Genomic DNA, 13082 nt, shown 5'->3' with positions numbered 1-13082 from the left:
TCCTATTCGGTTGTTCTGGTAATCTCCCTTATGGAGAAAACAATATTAAATGGGCGGAACTTATCACGAAGAAAACGGGTATCTTATCCCTAACCTTACCTCACCGCCTGAAGAAGAAAAGAAGCCTATCGGGATATGGGGACAGCGGCACAAATGCTTTCTGAAAGAGCATAGAAAAGCAACCTACACAACACTTTTGACCAGTAGCAAGCTCAACACTTATCTTGCAGAGATAGACAGGTAGGCGCAGGAACGCTTTGAAAGGCTCATATAACAGATAAAGCAATCACAGGGTATCACAGAACAGCTAAAGTCTGACAATGCTTTAGAATGGGTTGGACGGCTGGGTAACATACAGGCATGTGCAATGGAAATTGTCAACAAAGAAATCATATACAGATAAAGACGTGGCGGATATCTCCAAAAGAGATATCCGCCATCTTTCTAATTCAATGAAGCCTTATATCCCTCGCCCCAATTCCACATAGAATCAAGAATCGGTTTCAGGCTTTGCCCAAGCTCAGTGAGGGAGTATTCCACTCTTGGCGGTACTTCTGCATAGACTTTGCGACTAACAAGACCGCTTTCCTCCATATCCCGAAGCTGTGCCGTTAAAACCTTTTGGCTGACGCTGCCGATAGACTTTTTCAATTCTCCAAAACGCTTTGTGCCGGGAAGCAGGTCACGCAGAATTAGGACTTTCCATTTATCACCGATCAGCATTAAAGTCGTTTCAACAGGGCAGGCAGGCAAATCTTTTGCTGTTTTCGCTTCACTCATATCTGTAATCCTTCCATTAGTATTTTTTTGTATTTAACATCCCTATTATACCATAACAACCCGTAAGAAATCAATGCTCTGTATATGGGCTGAAAAAATCAAAAAATTTTTTTCAGCCCATAAAAATGCGTAAATCCCTTGCATTTACGCATTTGTTTCCTCTAAGTAACTGTCCAATAGTATCCTCTGGGTAACTACACCACAATAAAGTGCTTACTTTACAGCAGAAACCTGCCTGCGTATAATATAGTCCAGAGCTACGGAGACGGCCGCTCCGAAACTCCTACATTCAAAACAATTCGGGAAGACCGATAAAATCAGGAGGAACTTAAAATGAAAATAGCAGTTATTTGTGCAAACGGAAAAGCTGGAAAACTTATTGTAAAAGAAGCAGTTGAAAGAAATCTTGATGTAACATCCGTTGTTCGTGGTGATAATCAGACAGCAGCACAGAATGTGCTGAAAAAGGACTTGTTTGATTTGACTACCGCTGACCTGAACGGTTTTGATGTTGTCATCGACGCATTCGGCGCTTGGACAGAAGATGTGCTTCCTCAGCACAGCACTTCTCTGAAGCACCTTTGCGACATTCTTTCCGGCACGGATATTCGCTTACTTGTAGTCGGCGGTGCAGGAAGCCTGTATGTGAACCCGGAACACACTGTCCAAGTTTCGGATGGACCGGATTTTCCGGCAATGTTCCTGCCGCTTGCAAAGGCACAGGGCAAGGCGCTTGCAGAGCTTCGAAAGAGAAACGATGTAAAGTGGACGTTTATCAGCCCTGCCGCAGACTTTCAGGCAGACGGTGAGCGCACGGGCAAATACATTCTCGCCGGAGAAGAATTAACCTTGAATGCCAATGGCGAAAGTGTTATCAGCTACGCCGATTATGCGATTGCCATGATAGATGAGGCAACAAAAGGCAACCACATTCAGCAGCGTATCAGCGTTGTCGCTGAATAAGAGCAGATGTACAGGGCTGTCGCAAAAGGCAGCCCTGTTCTGATACGGAGTTAAAAATGGACTATTTGCATTTTATAGTGAAAGAAATTCATACTGTGATTGCGGCAACGACTGACGATAAAGGGTTTCCAGTAACCTGTGCCATTGATATGATGGACGCGGATGAAAGCGGTCTTTATTTTCTTACCGCCAAAGGAAAAGGCTTTTATGACCGCTTGAAAAGGTATGGATATATAGCTTTGACGGGCATAAAGGGTGAAGATACCATGTCCTGCGCGGCGGTGTCCGTCCGTGGCAAGGTGTGTGAATTGGGGGAAGCTCATCTTCCCCGGCTGTTTGAGAAAAACCCGTATATGAACGAGATCTATCCTACAGAAGAATCCCGTCGGGCTCTTACGGTTTTCGGGCTCTATGAAGGCAGCGGTGAGTGGTTTGATTTATCGATAAAGCCGATAGAAAGAGCGTCCTTTACCATTGGACAGCCAGAAGCAAAGCAGGAAGGATATTTTATCACGAACGATTGTATTGGCTGCCGTACTTGTGAAACAGTCTGCCCGCAGGCTTGTATTGATTTTACCACTACACCCGCCGTCATTGAACAAATGCATTGCTTGCATTGCGGCAACTGTAAATCTGTATGTCCGCAAAATGCAGTCGTTCGGAGAGGATAAGTTATGACACAAAAGGAAAGAAGAATCTACTTAATCAGAGAGTTGCTAAAAGAACAGCCGAAATACCGTGATATCGAAATCCCCCAAGATGAGCAAGAGCAGAAACGGCTATTGCGCTCTCTTTTGAATGTTCGTATGCCGCAGGCGGCAAGCCGTGAATTTATAGAGGTGCAGGACGCTTATTTGCAAACTGAAACCGCAGAAAAAGGCATTACCAATCTGTCGGATTTACAGCCGGTACAGAAGGGGCTTTATCTACGGAAGGGCGACATCACCACCCTTCGCTGTGATGCCCTTGTCAACGCCGCTAACAGCCAAATGCTGGGTTGTTTCTGCCCCTGCCACGGCTGTATTGACAACGCTATCCATACCTATGCGGGCATTCAGCTTCGGGCAGCCTGTGCAGAGCTTATGAACGAACAGGGACACGAAGAAGAAACAGGCAAGGCAAAAATCACTCCGGCATATAATCTGCCCTGTAATTATGTGTTGCACACCGTCGGCCCGATCATCTACGGACGACTGACAGAAAAAGACAAGAAGCAGCTTGCTTCCTGCTATCGCTCCTGTTTGGAGCTTGCGGAGCAAAATGCTATCAAAAGCATTGCATTTTGTTGTATCTCTACGGGAGAATTTCATTTTCCAAATGATAAGGCGGCAGAAATCGCAGTACAGACGGTAAAGGAATATAAGCGGCAGACTGACAGCCAAATTGAGGTGATATTCAATGTTTTCAAACAGATGGATTACGAAATCTACCGGGACTTACTCGGATAATATAAACAGGCTGAAAGAAGAAATCAAAACCGCCGATGCTATTGTGATCGGCGCTGGTGCAGGTCTTTCCACCTCTGCTGGACTAAGCTACAGCGGCGAAAGATTTGAGAAAAACTTTGCCGATTTTCGAGAGAAATACGGTATTACCGATATGTATTCCGGCGGCTTCTATCCTTATGGCAGTTTAGAGGAGTATTGGGCTTGGTGGTCAAGACATATCTATGTGAATCGTTATGATGTTTCCACAGGAAAACCATATACTGCGCTTTTGGAGCTTGTAAAGGATAAGGATTATTTTGTTCTCACAACTAATGTTGACCATCAGTTTCAGCTTGCAGGATTTGATAAAAAGCGACTGTTTTATACCCAGGGCGATTACGGACTTTGGCAATGCTCGAAAGCCTGCCACAATAAGACCTATGACAATGAAGCACAAGCACGAGAGATGGTCGCAAAACAAAAGGATATGAAAATCCCTACTGAACTCATACCCAAATGCCCTGTATGCGGTGCTCCTATGACGATGAATTTGCGTTGTGATGATTCCTTTGTACAGGACGAAGGATGGTACGTAGCGTCAGAACGATATGAGAGTTTTATTCGTCGTCACAATGGACTTCACATTTTGTTTCTGGAATTGGGCGTTGGAATGAACACGCCTGTTATTATCAAATATCCTTTTTGGCAGATGACCGCCAAAAATCCGAAGTCAGTTTATGCTTGCGTCAATCGTGGAGAAGCCTACTGCCCACAGGAAATTAAAAAACAATCTATTTGTTTTGATACGGACATTGCGGAGGTTCTTGAGAACATGCGTAAGGCAGAAAAAAACGCTTTGTAAAATGATTGGAGGAAAAGACGTGACAGAGAAAGAGAAAATGGAAAATCATAGGGCTTTTATTACGGTCACTGAACCGCAGCAATTCTCTGCCTACATGCCCGTAGCGTCCAGATTCCTCCCATAGAGAGGCCGGCAAGACAACCGGAAATTGGACCTCCTGTCCATCGATTGCATCCATTTCCTCACGAATGATTTGTTCAATTTTACGTGTGATTCGGCGTAAGGGCATATAGGATGAAAAGATACCGTTGGCAACATATTTCATGTAGCCGCCGCGCAGCATGAGGGCGTGGCTGTCAATGACGCAATCGGCGGGTTTTTCTTTGAAACGCTCTCCCACTAGTTTTTCCAGTTTCATAGATGTCCTCCTGTTAGTATTATTTTTGAAAATAAAAAGCCCTGGGTTGACGTTAATCAACCCAGGGCGAACAAGCTGTAAGTCCGCGGTACCACCTGAATTCGGAACACTCCGCACTTTACACTCGGTAACGGTGAGAAAACCGGCGCGCCTTATAGAAAAACTCTTTCGGACGGCAGCTCAAAGAGGGGTTCGGCGGTTTTCCTGAAAGGCTCGCAGCATCCGCCTTTTCTCTGAGCATTCAAACAGCCTATTAGTTCTTATCGAAGCTTTTATTACTATGTTTTGTTATTATGCCATAAAACCGGGACCCTGTCAAGGCGCGGGGCTCTTGGCTAAAATTTGCCGCTTCTACCACCGTGGCTGCGGCCGGAGGAGCTGGTACGGGTGCTGCTTCCGCCTCCGCCGGAGCTTTTCGGCCGGGCGGTTCGGGAGATTGTTCGATAGAGGAAAAGATCCTGTGCTGCCGTCAGCTTCATACTTCCGCCGCGGACATAGCCGGCAGCGTTTGACCGGGGCCGAACGCTTTTTAGCTTGCTTTTCATGATGCTGACAATGCTCCAAGCAACCAAAATGCCAATTCCAACGGCGGCAAGCGTCCAGGTAAGCCCCAAGAGCCCCCGGGGTAGGTTCCCACTGTCATAGGGATTGCCGGTTCTCGCCTGGGTAAGAAATTGATCCGCAAGCAAGGCGAAATGGTCAAAGGCAGCGGCATAATTGCCGTCGCTGAGGTCGGGCAAAAAACGCTCGGTTATGTATTCCTGCCCGGCATCGGTAAAGGCTTGGATGCCGAAGCCATAGGTGGTAATAGCCCAGTCTCGATTTTCCATGCTGATCAGCAGCAGAATGCCGCTGTCGCCGGTTCCCATACCATAGCCATTGTAATCGTAGAAATCGTCGGCATATGCGGTAGCATTCTTGCCCTCCAGAGAATCTACCGTGACAATCGCGACATCACAATATTGGCGTTCACTGATTTCGTCCAGCTTGGTCAGCAACGCGGCCTCCTCGGTACTATTCAATAAATCCGCATTATCTACCAGGCGGGGCAGCTGACGCTCGGCGGGAATAGATGGAATGCTGTACCCCTGGGAACTGGGGGAATCGGAGGCAAGGGCGGGCAGTGCCAGGCTTACGCATAGCATTACCATGGCCAGCAGTGATAAAATTCGTTTGTTCATCACGGCGCCTCCTACAGAAATAGCCAGATAAGGCCGTAGGACAATGCGGCAAAGATAACCGCCAGGATAACAAACCAACGCCAGTAAGCTTTGCGGTCAACCGGTAGATTACCGACAAATTTGCCTGTCTGTCCATTCATGGCAAAAATATAGCGCTGATTATTCCACGTGGTATTTAGAATCCACACCGGATACAGTGCATAATTAGTCTGCCCGCTCACCAGTTGAATGCTGCCTCCCTGTGGGGATACGCTGTGAAAGCCTTGGACGGTAGCGGAGAAAGCCTCTTCGGTGCTTCGCCTGATTCTCTCATTGGCACGCTGAACGCTTTCGGTTTCCGTCACATCATATTTATCGGCAAAGTAACCGGACAGATAAGCGGTTTGAAAATCTACAGCCTCGGAAAAATTGTAAGGCTCAATAGATTCCATCAGGTCGTCCGGCATTTTACTGGAACCGTCCACCGGAACCCGGTCAAAGCTGATTGTGCCGGCGCGCTTCGCTAAAAAGTGGCTGGTTTCCGTGTAGACATAATCCCGGTTGCTCCAGCTGCGGAGCTTGGTGGTACGATAGTGCATATTGGCATTAACATTACAGCCGAAAAGCCAGAAAGGCACATAAATACCCTTGATTTCATCGATATGGTTCTGGTCCTTAAAGATTTTCGGCAGGAGCCGCTTACCCTTCAGATGTTGTAAAAAGGCCTTTTTAGCCGCGGCTTTATCCAATTTAAAGGGAATTACATAGTCCGGGCGAAGGGCGCCGGAGAGCCGTCCAGTCATAATGACGGGGTTGTCGCAAAACGGGCAATGTGTCGCGGCGGTATTGGCATCGGCGATGATTTCGCCGCCACAGGATTCGCAGGTGTAAACCGAGACGCCTTCCGCTTCCTCGGAGTTCCATGGCTGCCCGGCTTGGTTGGACCAATTCATACGCGTGGCCTGCTCCTGTTCGTCTCTGAGCTCGGCATCATAGGCCTTTAGCGTTTCCACATCAAAACCGGTGTTACAAAACGGGCATTTCATTTGTTGGCTGACGCTGTCAAAGATAATGGCGCCACCGCAGCAGGGACATTTATACTCTAGTATTTCTGCCATAAAACGCTCCTTTGGGTTTAATTACAGGGTTTCATTGATTCAATGGAGGTCGCCTTCGTCAAAGGGGTCTCCGCATTCAGGGCAAAATTTTGGCGGATGCTGCGGATCCTTGGGTTCCCAACCGCATTTATCACAGCGGTAGAGCAGCGCTCCAGCGGGGCGTGGCTTTCCGCATTCGGAACAGAATTTGCCTTTGTTGACCGCGCCGCAGGAGCATACCCAGCCTTGTTCCTCAGGCTTGGGCTTTCCACACTCGCTGCAAAAACGTCCGTCATTTTCCGTGCCGCAGGAGCAAGTCCAGCGGCTTTTCGGTCCGTGCTGTTGCGGTTGCTCCGGCGCCTGCTGTACACCGAGCCGGTACAGATCCTGCGCATTGACGCCACCGGCCTGCTGAGCCATACCAAAGCCCATAAAGCCGGCCATAGAGCCGTTTTTATTGGTAGCCGCAGCCTTCATTGCCTCGGACTGCGCCTCAACCAGACGAGCCGCCGCCATTGATGGATTGCGCATGACTGCACTTCGCTGCAATTCCTTGATCATGTCCTCGTCTTCCTTGGAAGCAGTGATGGAGTTGATGGCGACCGATACAATAGAAAGACCGCGCAGCTGGGCCCATTTGGAAGTCAGCACCTCATTCATTGCATCGCAGAGTTCGAGGGTGTGCCCGGGAATCGCGCTGTAACGAATCCCCATAGTGGAAATTTTTGCAAAAGCAGGCTGCAGCGCGCTCATAAATTCACTTTTAAGCTGGCTGTCAATTTCTGCACGGGTATAAGCCTCGCGCACATTGCCGCAGACATTGGCGTAAAAGAGCAACGGATTAGTGATCCGGTAAGAGTATATGCCGTTACAGCGCACGGAGATGTCGATATCCAAACCGATATTCTGGTCGACCACACGGAACGGAACAGGCGTTGGCGTCCCAAATTTATTGCCGACCAGCTCTTTAATGTTGAAATAATAGACCCGCTGGTCTTTCCCAGTGTCGCCGCCGTAGGCTATCCGATCGGCGATTGTCCGCAGGGTGTCGCCGAAATTAGAATCAAGATTGCCGGAAAATAAACTGGGTTCGGTGGAGGCATCAAAGGTAAACTCGCCGGGTTCGGCACAGGCCTCCACAATCCGCCCCTGTTCAACAATGATCATGCACTGCCCGTCAGCAACAGCAATACCGCTGCCGCTGGAGATGATGTTATCATTTCCCCTTGTATTGGAAGAACGGCCCGATGTGCGCTTTCTGCCCTTGATAACCAGAATATCGCTGTCGAGCGCGTCGCAATAGAAAAATTCCTTCCATTGGTCGGCTAACGTGCCGCCGGTGGCTCCAAATGCCGCTTTGATTAGTCCCATGGTAATTGACTCCTTTCAGCGCGTAAAATATTAATGGCTCTTTATAAATAAAAAAGACCATTAGAAGAGCCCCGTCCTTACTGTACAGGCGGTAGAACGGGCTTGTGAACGGGAATCATCTTCCAGTATATCAGTTTGGAAAGGAAGCTTCTGCCGTAGCTGCGGGAAGATGAAGCTGTACCCCTAGTCTTTACTTTAGTGTACCATAAAATATAAGCTGGGGGTAGATTACATGAAAAATATTAACAGAATGGGAGCTTGTCTTGCTGCGGAACCGTGGCGGAAAACAGAGATTCCGCCGTATAATTTTCAGAGACCCGCAGCAGGGCCGGAGCCTCCTATGTAATAGGGCGGGCGAAAAGAAAGAAAAGCAAAAGAAATAGTTGGAAAACAAGAATAAGCGGGATTCCCACCATGAATTTTGGGTGCTGCGTTTTGTGGCGGATGATACGCATAGTGGCGTACATCGCTATACTGCCGCCGAGCAGAGAGATAAGCAGCAGCACGCGTTCAGGCACACGGTATTTGTGACGGACAGCCCGGCGTTTATCGGCAATGGTGATGCCGGCGGCGAACAGATTCATTATAAAAAAATACCAGGGTAGAAGGCTTAGAAAATTCATGGACAAAGTATTCATGTTTTGAAGCGCTCCATAATAGATATTTGATATTGAGAAGAAATAGAGGCGATAACCTGGATTTTAGATGGAAGGGATGCTGAAAATGGTCATACGGATATTGCGCCGCCACAGCATTATGCTGTGCGCCTGTATTTTAGCCTGTACGGTTATTTTAACACTTTTATTAAAGCCTGCCAATCAGCAGCCGGAAGAAAAAGAGCCGGTTGCTGTAAGCCGGCAGTCTCAGGGCGAAAATCAGGCAGCGGATGTTTTCGCGCCTAATATTGAGGAGCGGACGGAGGAGATGCGGGGCGTATGGGTGCCGTATATGAGCCTGAGCATGAGCGGAGAAACGGACAGAAGCGAAGCGGCCTTTCGCGCCAAATTTCAGCAGATTATCGATGTGTCGAAGGAAAAAAGGATGAATACGCTGATTGTACATGTGCGCCCTTTCTCCGATGCGCTTTACCGATCCGAGCTTTTCCCCTGGAGCCATATTCTTACGGGAACTCAGGGGCAGGACCCAGGCTATGACCCGCTGGCAATTATGTGTGAAATGGCACATGCGGCGGATATGGAGATCCACGCTTGGGTAAATCCGCTGAGGATTCAGGTCAACGGCACACCGGAAGAGCTCTGTGAGGATAATATTTTCAATGTCTGTAAAAGGGATGAGGAGCGCCAGGACTGGGTTGTGGAAACAAGCGGTGGAAAATATCTAAACCCAGCCTATCCGGGGGTGTGCAAGCTGGTGGCGGACGGTGTGGGCGAGATTGTACGAAATTACGAAATAGACGGCGTGCAGTTTGACGATTATTTTTACCCCACAGAGGACGAAGCCTTTGACCAGCAGGCCTATGAGGCCTATTGTGCCCAAGCGCAAAAGAGTGGAACTGAGCTTTCACGATCCGACTGGCGGCTGGCCAATATCAATGCGATGGTGTCGCTGGTCTATCAAACAGTGAAGGCTGAAAATAAGACCGTGGTGTTTGGCATATCCCCGCAGGGGAATTTCTCAAACAATCAAAAGCTTGGGGCGGATGTGGAAAAGTGGTGCAGCGTCCGTGGTTATGTCGATTATATCTGCCCGCAGATCTATGTGAATTTTGATAACCCAGCGCTGCCCTTTGCCGAGACAGCAGAGGCCTGGCGGGATTTGGTCACGGCTTCAAAGGTGGACCTGTACCTGGGCCTGGCGGTTTATAAGGCCGGATCGGATGCCGACGAGGGTACCTGGAAACAGTCGGATGACATTATTGCAAAGCAGGTAGACCTCGGGCGTGAGCTTTCCTATGACGGCTTTATGTTCTACTCCTGGGAATATCTGGACACGGAGCAGACGAAGGAGGAGGTACAGAACGTAATGAAGGTCCTGGAAGGGGAGAATTAAGAGCGACGGTACTCTATGGAGGGTTAAAAAGGGAATGCGGCGTTTCCCGGCCGGCAAAACCACCACGTTCCCTTTTTGGTTGATTTTTATGTGTGAAACCGGTATGATAGTAACAAAGGAGTGTTGCTATGGCTATCCCTGCTGACCCAATGATTTTGCTGAGCTTTATTAATACGAAGCTTCGAGACGAATATCCGACGCTGGATGAGCTGTGCGAGTCGCTGGAGCTGGACCGGCAGCAGCTGACAAAGCAGCTGGCCGCAGTTGGCTTTGAGTATCATGCAGCACAAAACCGCTTTATCTGAGCGCACGAGAGCAAAGGGAACATATGACGGCCCACAGGCCAGCATATGCTCCCTTTTCCGTTGCTTTTTAAGAGGGTTTATGAGCGGAGACGGCAATTGAAATAGGTCCTGCTTCGAGTTCAATGCTTTCGCCGCCGGCTTCAAAACGGCAGGAGGCTTTCAGCAAATAATTTCCCTCCTCCAGTAGTTCGATATGGATTGATTTAGAGATGGTTTCGCCAGGCTGAATGACAGTAGAAATACTTGTGCTCAACAGAGGCTCCTCCGGTGTGGCCTCCGCCGGATATATGTAGAGCAGGATGAGAGGGATTCCATGAGAAAGGTGGTATTCCTGCTCAGCGTTGTTGTTCAGTTCTGCGGTGAAGGTGATGCTTTCCCCCACGGTGCCTGTGGTCTGAGGGTCAATGATCTCCAGGGAAAAGGAGGAGGCGGCAGATGAATGGTTCCCGCAGGCGCAAAGCAGCATGAGGCACCACATAAGTAAAACTGCGGCGGCTTTTTTCATGGTAGCCAGCCTTTCCGCGGAAATTCAAGTACTACGGTAACGAGGGTCTTCTCCGCATCGATTCGAACGATTTCTCCATCAATTGCAAGCTCACACCACACCTCAAGAATGTAATCGCCTTCTTCTTTCGGAAAGAAAGAGAGCGTTCGGGTAATGGTTTCGTGGGGCTCAATGGCGCCGAAAGCGTAAGAGGACCCAAAAGCAAGCGGCGATGACCTTCTCCCTTTAGGATACATGTACATTCTCAGCGTCGAGGCCCCGTGTTCTGCAGGAAATGCTTGCTCTGTGAGATTTTTTAATTCGATGGTGTAAGTACGCGTAGGCCTGATATCTCGGATGACCATCTTTGTTGTTGGAGCGGTTACCTCCAATGAAAAGGAGGAGGCGTGTGAGGAACCTTTTTGGCAAGCAGAAAATATTATGCAACATAACAGTAAGAATGCCAGTGCGGCTTTTTTCATTGCGCCCATCCTTCCTTATTCATCCTCCGCTACAACAGTAATGGGAATTCCTTCGCAGCTATAACGGAACATTGGGATGGTGCCTGGAGGAACGGATATGCTACCTTCCTTTACACCGAACTCGCTGGTGTATGACGAAAGGATGTATGTACCGGGGATGGTAGTCTGAAAATCGCGCGTTTCCGTAATGGAGCCGCCCGGTTCAATTGTGGTTGGATATGCCGTTGAAACGACTATAGGCATATATTCGCAGCCTTCCGGCAGTATATGTAACCACACCACTTGCTGAAGGGATATCAACGTATATTCCTTACCCGTCAGGTTTTTCAGCGCAGCCGTAAAGGTGACCTTTTCTCCGGCCCGAATGGTGGTTTTCGGCACGGTGAGTTCCAGGGAAAAGGAGTAGAGGTCCGGAACCGGGTAGGAGTCGTTGCTGCTGGATGAAAATGCGGCCAGACAGAGAAGGAGGAATGCCAATGCAGCTTTTTTCATGGTGGACAGCCTCTCTTTGAATGGGTCTATATAACGGTATAGGTTGAAAGGCCAAAAGTGGAATTAATATTGGCAGCCTTGGAGACATAACAAGCAGAGAAGTCTGGCGTAGCCATAGTTGCAATACCTACTAAATTAGAAGTGGGAAAGCCGCCGGGTTGGACAGGAGTAGAAGGAAAGTTATAGGTAACAGGAGCCCCGCTGTCACCTTGTATCTGTTTCATGTCTACCTTAACTTGATCGGTAAAAAGAGTTGGGTAACCAAGGACCGTTGCTTGGCCGGACGCGTATATAGGGGGATCATTTATATCCTCCTCAAATTAGTTTTCTTCCTTTAACATAACGCGCATAAGCTTGCGATTTTTAGGTGATACCTTCGACTTTTTAGAAAAGGCCTATAAGGAACCCATAAGATTTTGCTGTATGCAGAAATATAGGAAGTTCTTATCATGGTTTAGCACCTTTTATAAAATATTATTATAAATTATAAAAATATTATATTAAAAATAAAATATTCTGTCAATGTGTTTTAAGTTTATTTTGCGGTGCATTTATATTTTTTTCTGTGGACTGTTTTCACCTTTATCAAAGCGCTTTTTTAATTTTTCCAGGGCCTTCTTCTCAATCCGACTGACATAGGAGCGGGAGATATCCATCAGCTGGGCGACCTCCCGTTGTGTGAGGGGACGACTACCCTCCAGACCGTATCGGAGCGCAATGATGGTTCGCTCCCGCGGGGTGAGGCTTTCCTTAACAAAGCGCCGCAGCTGCTCCGATTTAATTTTGCTGTCTAAATTATCGCAGATATTGTCTTCAGTGGCCATGACGTCCATCAGAGTGAGGGCGTTTCCATCTTTATCCGTATCAATCGGTTCATTCATTGAAACATCCTGTGCGCTCTTTTTTGAGGCACGGAAAAACATCAGTACTTCATTTTCAATGCATCTTGCGGCATAGCTTGAAAGGCGTATGCCTTTCTCACAATCAAATGTGCTGACGGCTTTAATCAATCCAATGGTTCCAATGGAAATCAGGTCATCCTGTTCGTTGGTATTAATGTAATATTTTTTGGCGATATGTGCGACCAGGCGCAGGTTATGTTCGACCAGTTTGGCGCGGGCTGAGTCGTCGCCATGGCGCATGCGCTCCAGGCATTCACGTTCTTCCTCTGCGGAGAGCGGCTTAGGAAAAGAGCCCGCGCCTGTGACATGCAGGACGTAAAAAATCAGCCCGGAAAGTGCGCCGGTTAGGCAAGTCAAAAGTGCCGTCAACATAAAATCCCTCCATAAAA

15 protein-coding genes, 2 pseudogenes and 1 other annotated feature are annotated in these 13082 nt (G+C 48.2%); of the genes and pseudogenes, 7 read left to right on the top strand and 10 right to left on the bottom strand.

What is annotated here, in order from left to right:
- Positions 1-49 precede the first annotated feature (49 nt).
- Positions 50-403, top strand: a pseudogene (locus tag DPQ25_RS00460) (TnpV protein).
- 41 nt (positions 404-444) lie between these two features.
- Here the strand turns inward: DPQ25_RS00460 and DPQ25_RS00455 are convergent.
- The gene (locus DPQ25_RS00455; RefSeq protein WP_112331219.1) at positions 445-780 is read right to left on the bottom strand and encodes a winged helix-turn-helix transcriptional regulator; all 336 of its coding nucleotides are present in this window, start codon (positions 778-780) and stop codon (positions 445-447) included.
- Positions 781-1113: 333 nt separating this feature from the next.
- Here DPQ25_RS00455 and DPQ25_RS00450 point away from each other — a divergent pair, with 333 nt between their 5' ends.
- The 4 genes from DPQ25_RS00450 to DPQ25_RS00435 are packed head-to-tail and all read left to right on the top strand — an operon-like array spanning position 1114 to position 4032.
- Positions 1114-1743, top strand: coding sequence for an NAD(P)-dependent oxidoreductase (locus DPQ25_RS00450; RefSeq protein ID WP_112331218.1), 630 nt, complete (start codon positions 1114-1116; stop codon positions 1741-1743).
- A 56-nt stretch (positions 1744-1799) separates the two neighbouring features.
- Positions 1800-2414 (top strand): 4Fe-4S binding protein, encoded by a 615-nt coding sequence (locus tag DPQ25_RS00445; RefSeq protein ID WP_112331217.1) that lies wholly within the window; start codon positions 1800-1802, stop codon positions 2412-2414.
- Positions 2415-2417: 3 nt separating this feature from the next.
- On the top strand, positions 2418-3191 hold the full coding sequence (locus DPQ25_RS00440; RefSeq protein WP_112331216.1) for a protein-ADP-ribose hydrolase: 774 nt from the start codon (positions 2418-2420) through the stop codon (positions 3189-3191).
- Positions 3142-4032 (top strand): SIR2 family NAD-dependent protein deacylase, encoded by an 891-nt coding sequence (locus tag DPQ25_RS00435; protein WP_112331215.1) that lies wholly within the window; start codon positions 3142-3144, stop codon positions 4030-4032. Before DPQ25_RS00440 ends, DPQ25_RS00435 begins: the two co-directional genes overlap by 50 nt.
- A gap of 45 nt (positions 4033-4077) precedes the next feature.
- Here DPQ25_RS00435 and DPQ25_RS00430 read toward each other — a convergent pair.
- From DPQ25_RS00430 to DPQ25_RS00410, 5 genes and pseudogenes are all read right to left on the bottom strand, one after another.
- Positions 4078-4390 (bottom strand): annotated as a pseudogene (locus tag DPQ25_RS00430) (proline--tRNA ligase); the annotation flags it as partial.
- Between the two features lie 59 nt (positions 4391-4449).
- Positions 4450-4666 (bottom strand) — a binding site (T-box leader).
- Positions 4667-4725: 59 nt separating this feature from the next.
- A complete protein-coding gene (locus DPQ25_RS00425; protein ID WP_112331214.1) occupies positions 4726-5571 on the bottom strand; it encodes a TPM domain-containing protein in 846 nt (281 codons plus the stop codon).
- An 11-nt stretch (positions 5572-5582) separates the two neighbouring features.
- Positions 5583-6668, bottom strand: a complete 1086-nt coding sequence (locus DPQ25_RS00420; protein WP_112331213.1) for a hypothetical protein — start codon at positions 6666-6668, stop codon at positions 5583-5585.
- Between the two features lie 39 nt (positions 6669-6707).
- A complete protein-coding gene (locus DPQ25_RS00415; protein ID WP_112331212.1) occupies positions 6708-8018 on the bottom strand; it encodes an SPFH domain-containing protein in 1311 nt (436 codons plus the stop codon).
- Positions 8019-8356: 338 nt separating this feature from the next.
- Positions 8357-8602, bottom strand: coding sequence for a DUF1294 domain-containing protein (locus DPQ25_RS00410; protein ID WP_177576841.1), 246 nt, complete (start codon positions 8600-8602; stop codon positions 8357-8359).
- A gap of 139 nt (positions 8603-8741) precedes the next feature.
- On the opposite strand from DPQ25_RS00410, the gene DPQ25_RS00405 reads away from it, so the two are divergent.
- Complete coding sequence (locus DPQ25_RS00405) at positions 8742-10028, top strand: glycoside hydrolase family 10 protein (RefSeq protein ID WP_242978171.1); 1287 nt, start codon at positions 8742-8744, stop codon at positions 10026-10028.
- A 128-nt stretch (positions 10029-10156) separates the two neighbouring features.
- Positions 10157-10333 carry a DUF4250 domain-containing protein gene (locus tag DPQ25_RS00400; protein WP_112331211.1) on the top strand — a complete coding sequence of 59 codons (177 nt, stop codon included), beginning with the start codon at positions 10157-10159 and terminating at the stop codon, positions 10331-10333.
- A 67-nt stretch (positions 10334-10400) separates the two neighbouring features.
- Here the strand turns inward: DPQ25_RS00400 and DPQ25_RS00395 are convergent, their stop codons facing one another.
- The 4 genes from DPQ25_RS00395 to sigK all read right to left on the bottom strand — a co-directional run bounded on the left by DPQ25_RS00395 (position 10401) and on the right by sigK (position 13065).
- Entirely contained in the window at positions 10401-10838 is a 438-nt protein-coding gene (locus tag DPQ25_RS00395) for a hypothetical protein (RefSeq protein WP_112331210.1), read from the bottom strand.
- Positions 10835-11299: a hypothetical protein gene (locus tag DPQ25_RS00390; RefSeq protein WP_112331209.1), complete on the bottom strand. Its 465-nt coding sequence runs from the start codon at positions 11297-11299 to the stop codon at positions 10835-10837. Before DPQ25_RS00390 ends, DPQ25_RS00395 begins: the two co-directional genes overlap by 4 nt.
- A gap of 15 nt (positions 11300-11314) precedes the next feature.
- Entirely contained in the window at positions 11315-11791 is a 477-nt protein-coding gene (locus DPQ25_RS00385) for a hypothetical protein (RefSeq protein WP_112331208.1), read from the bottom strand.
- Positions 11792-12342: 551 nt separating this feature from the next.
- The gene (sigK, locus tag DPQ25_RS00380; protein WP_112331207.1) at positions 12343-13065 is read right to left on the bottom strand and encodes an RNA polymerase sporulation sigma factor SigK; all 723 of its coding nucleotides are present in this window, start codon (positions 13063-13065) and stop codon (positions 12343-12345) included.
- Between the last annotated feature and the right edge of the window lie 17 nt (positions 13066-13082).

Source organism: Hydrogeniiclostridium mannosilyticum (assembly GCF_003268275.1).
Classification (GTDB): Bacteria; Bacillota; Clostridia; order Oscillospirales; family Acutalibacteraceae; genus Hydrogeniiclostridium; species Hydrogeniiclostridium mannosilyticum.
Note: the sequence above shows the minus strand (reverse complement) of the source record. Positions and strands in the feature narration are given on the sequence as shown.

What these genes read in the sequence shown, in the direction of transcription:
- DPQ25_RS00455 (WP_112331219.1), bottom strand. Translation starts at nt 780, where the DNA reads ATGAGTGAAGCGAAAACAGCAAAAGATTTGCCTGCCTGCCCTGTTGAA.
- DPQ25_RS00450 (WP_112331218.1), top strand. Translation starts at nt 1,114, where the DNA reads ATGAAAATAGCAGTTATTTGTGCAAACGGAAAAGCTGGAAAACTTATT.
- DPQ25_RS00445 (WP_112331217.1), top strand. Translation starts at nt 1,800, where the DNA reads ATGGACTATTTGCATTTTATAGTGAAAGAAATTCATACTGTGATTGCG.
- DPQ25_RS00440 (WP_112331216.1), top strand. Translation starts at nt 2,418, where the DNA reads ATGACACAAAAGGAAAGAAGAATCTACTTAATCAGAGAGTTGCTAAAA.
- DPQ25_RS00435 (WP_112331215.1), top strand. Translation starts at nt 3,142, where the DNA reads ATGTTTTCAAACAGATGGATTACGAAATCTACCGGGACTTACTCGGAT.
- DPQ25_RS00425 (WP_112331214.1), bottom strand. Translation starts at nt 5,571, where the DNA reads ATGAACAAACGAATTTTATCACTGCTGGCCATGGTAATGCTATGCGTA.
- DPQ25_RS00420 (WP_112331213.1), bottom strand. Translation starts at nt 6,668, where the DNA reads ATGGCAGAAATACTAGAGTATAAATGTCCCTGCTGCGGTGGCGCCATT.
- DPQ25_RS00415 (WP_112331212.1), bottom strand. Translation starts at nt 8,018, where the DNA reads ATGGGACTAATCAAAGCGGCATTTGGAGCCACCGGCGGCACGTTAGCC.
- DPQ25_RS00410 (WP_177576841.1), bottom strand. Translation starts at nt 8,602, where the DNA reads ATGAATCTGTTCGCCGCCGGCATCACCATTGCCGATAAACGCCGGGCT.
- DPQ25_RS00405 (WP_242978171.1), top strand. Translation starts at nt 8,742, where the DNA reads ATGGTCATACGGATATTGCGCCGCCACAGCATTATGCTGTGCGCCTGT.
- DPQ25_RS00400 (WP_112331211.1), top strand. Translation starts at nt 10,157, where the DNA reads ATGGCTATCCCTGCTGACCCAATGATTTTGCTGAGCTTTATTAATACG.
- DPQ25_RS00395 (WP_112331210.1), bottom strand. Translation starts at nt 10,838, where the DNA reads ATGAAAAAAGCCGCCGCAGTTTTACTTATGTGGTGCCTCATGCTGCTT.
- DPQ25_RS00390 (WP_112331209.1), bottom strand. Translation starts at nt 11,299, where the DNA reads ATGAAAAAAGCCGCACTGGCATTCTTACTGTTATGTTGCATAATATTT.
- DPQ25_RS00385 (WP_112331208.1), bottom strand. Translation starts at nt 11,791, where the DNA reads ATGAAAAAAGCTGCATTGGCATTCCTCCTTCTCTGTCTGGCCGCATTT.
- sigK (WP_112331207.1), bottom strand. Translation starts at nt 13,065, where the DNA reads ATGTTGACGGCACTTTTGACTTGCCTAACCGGCGCACTTTCCGGGCTG.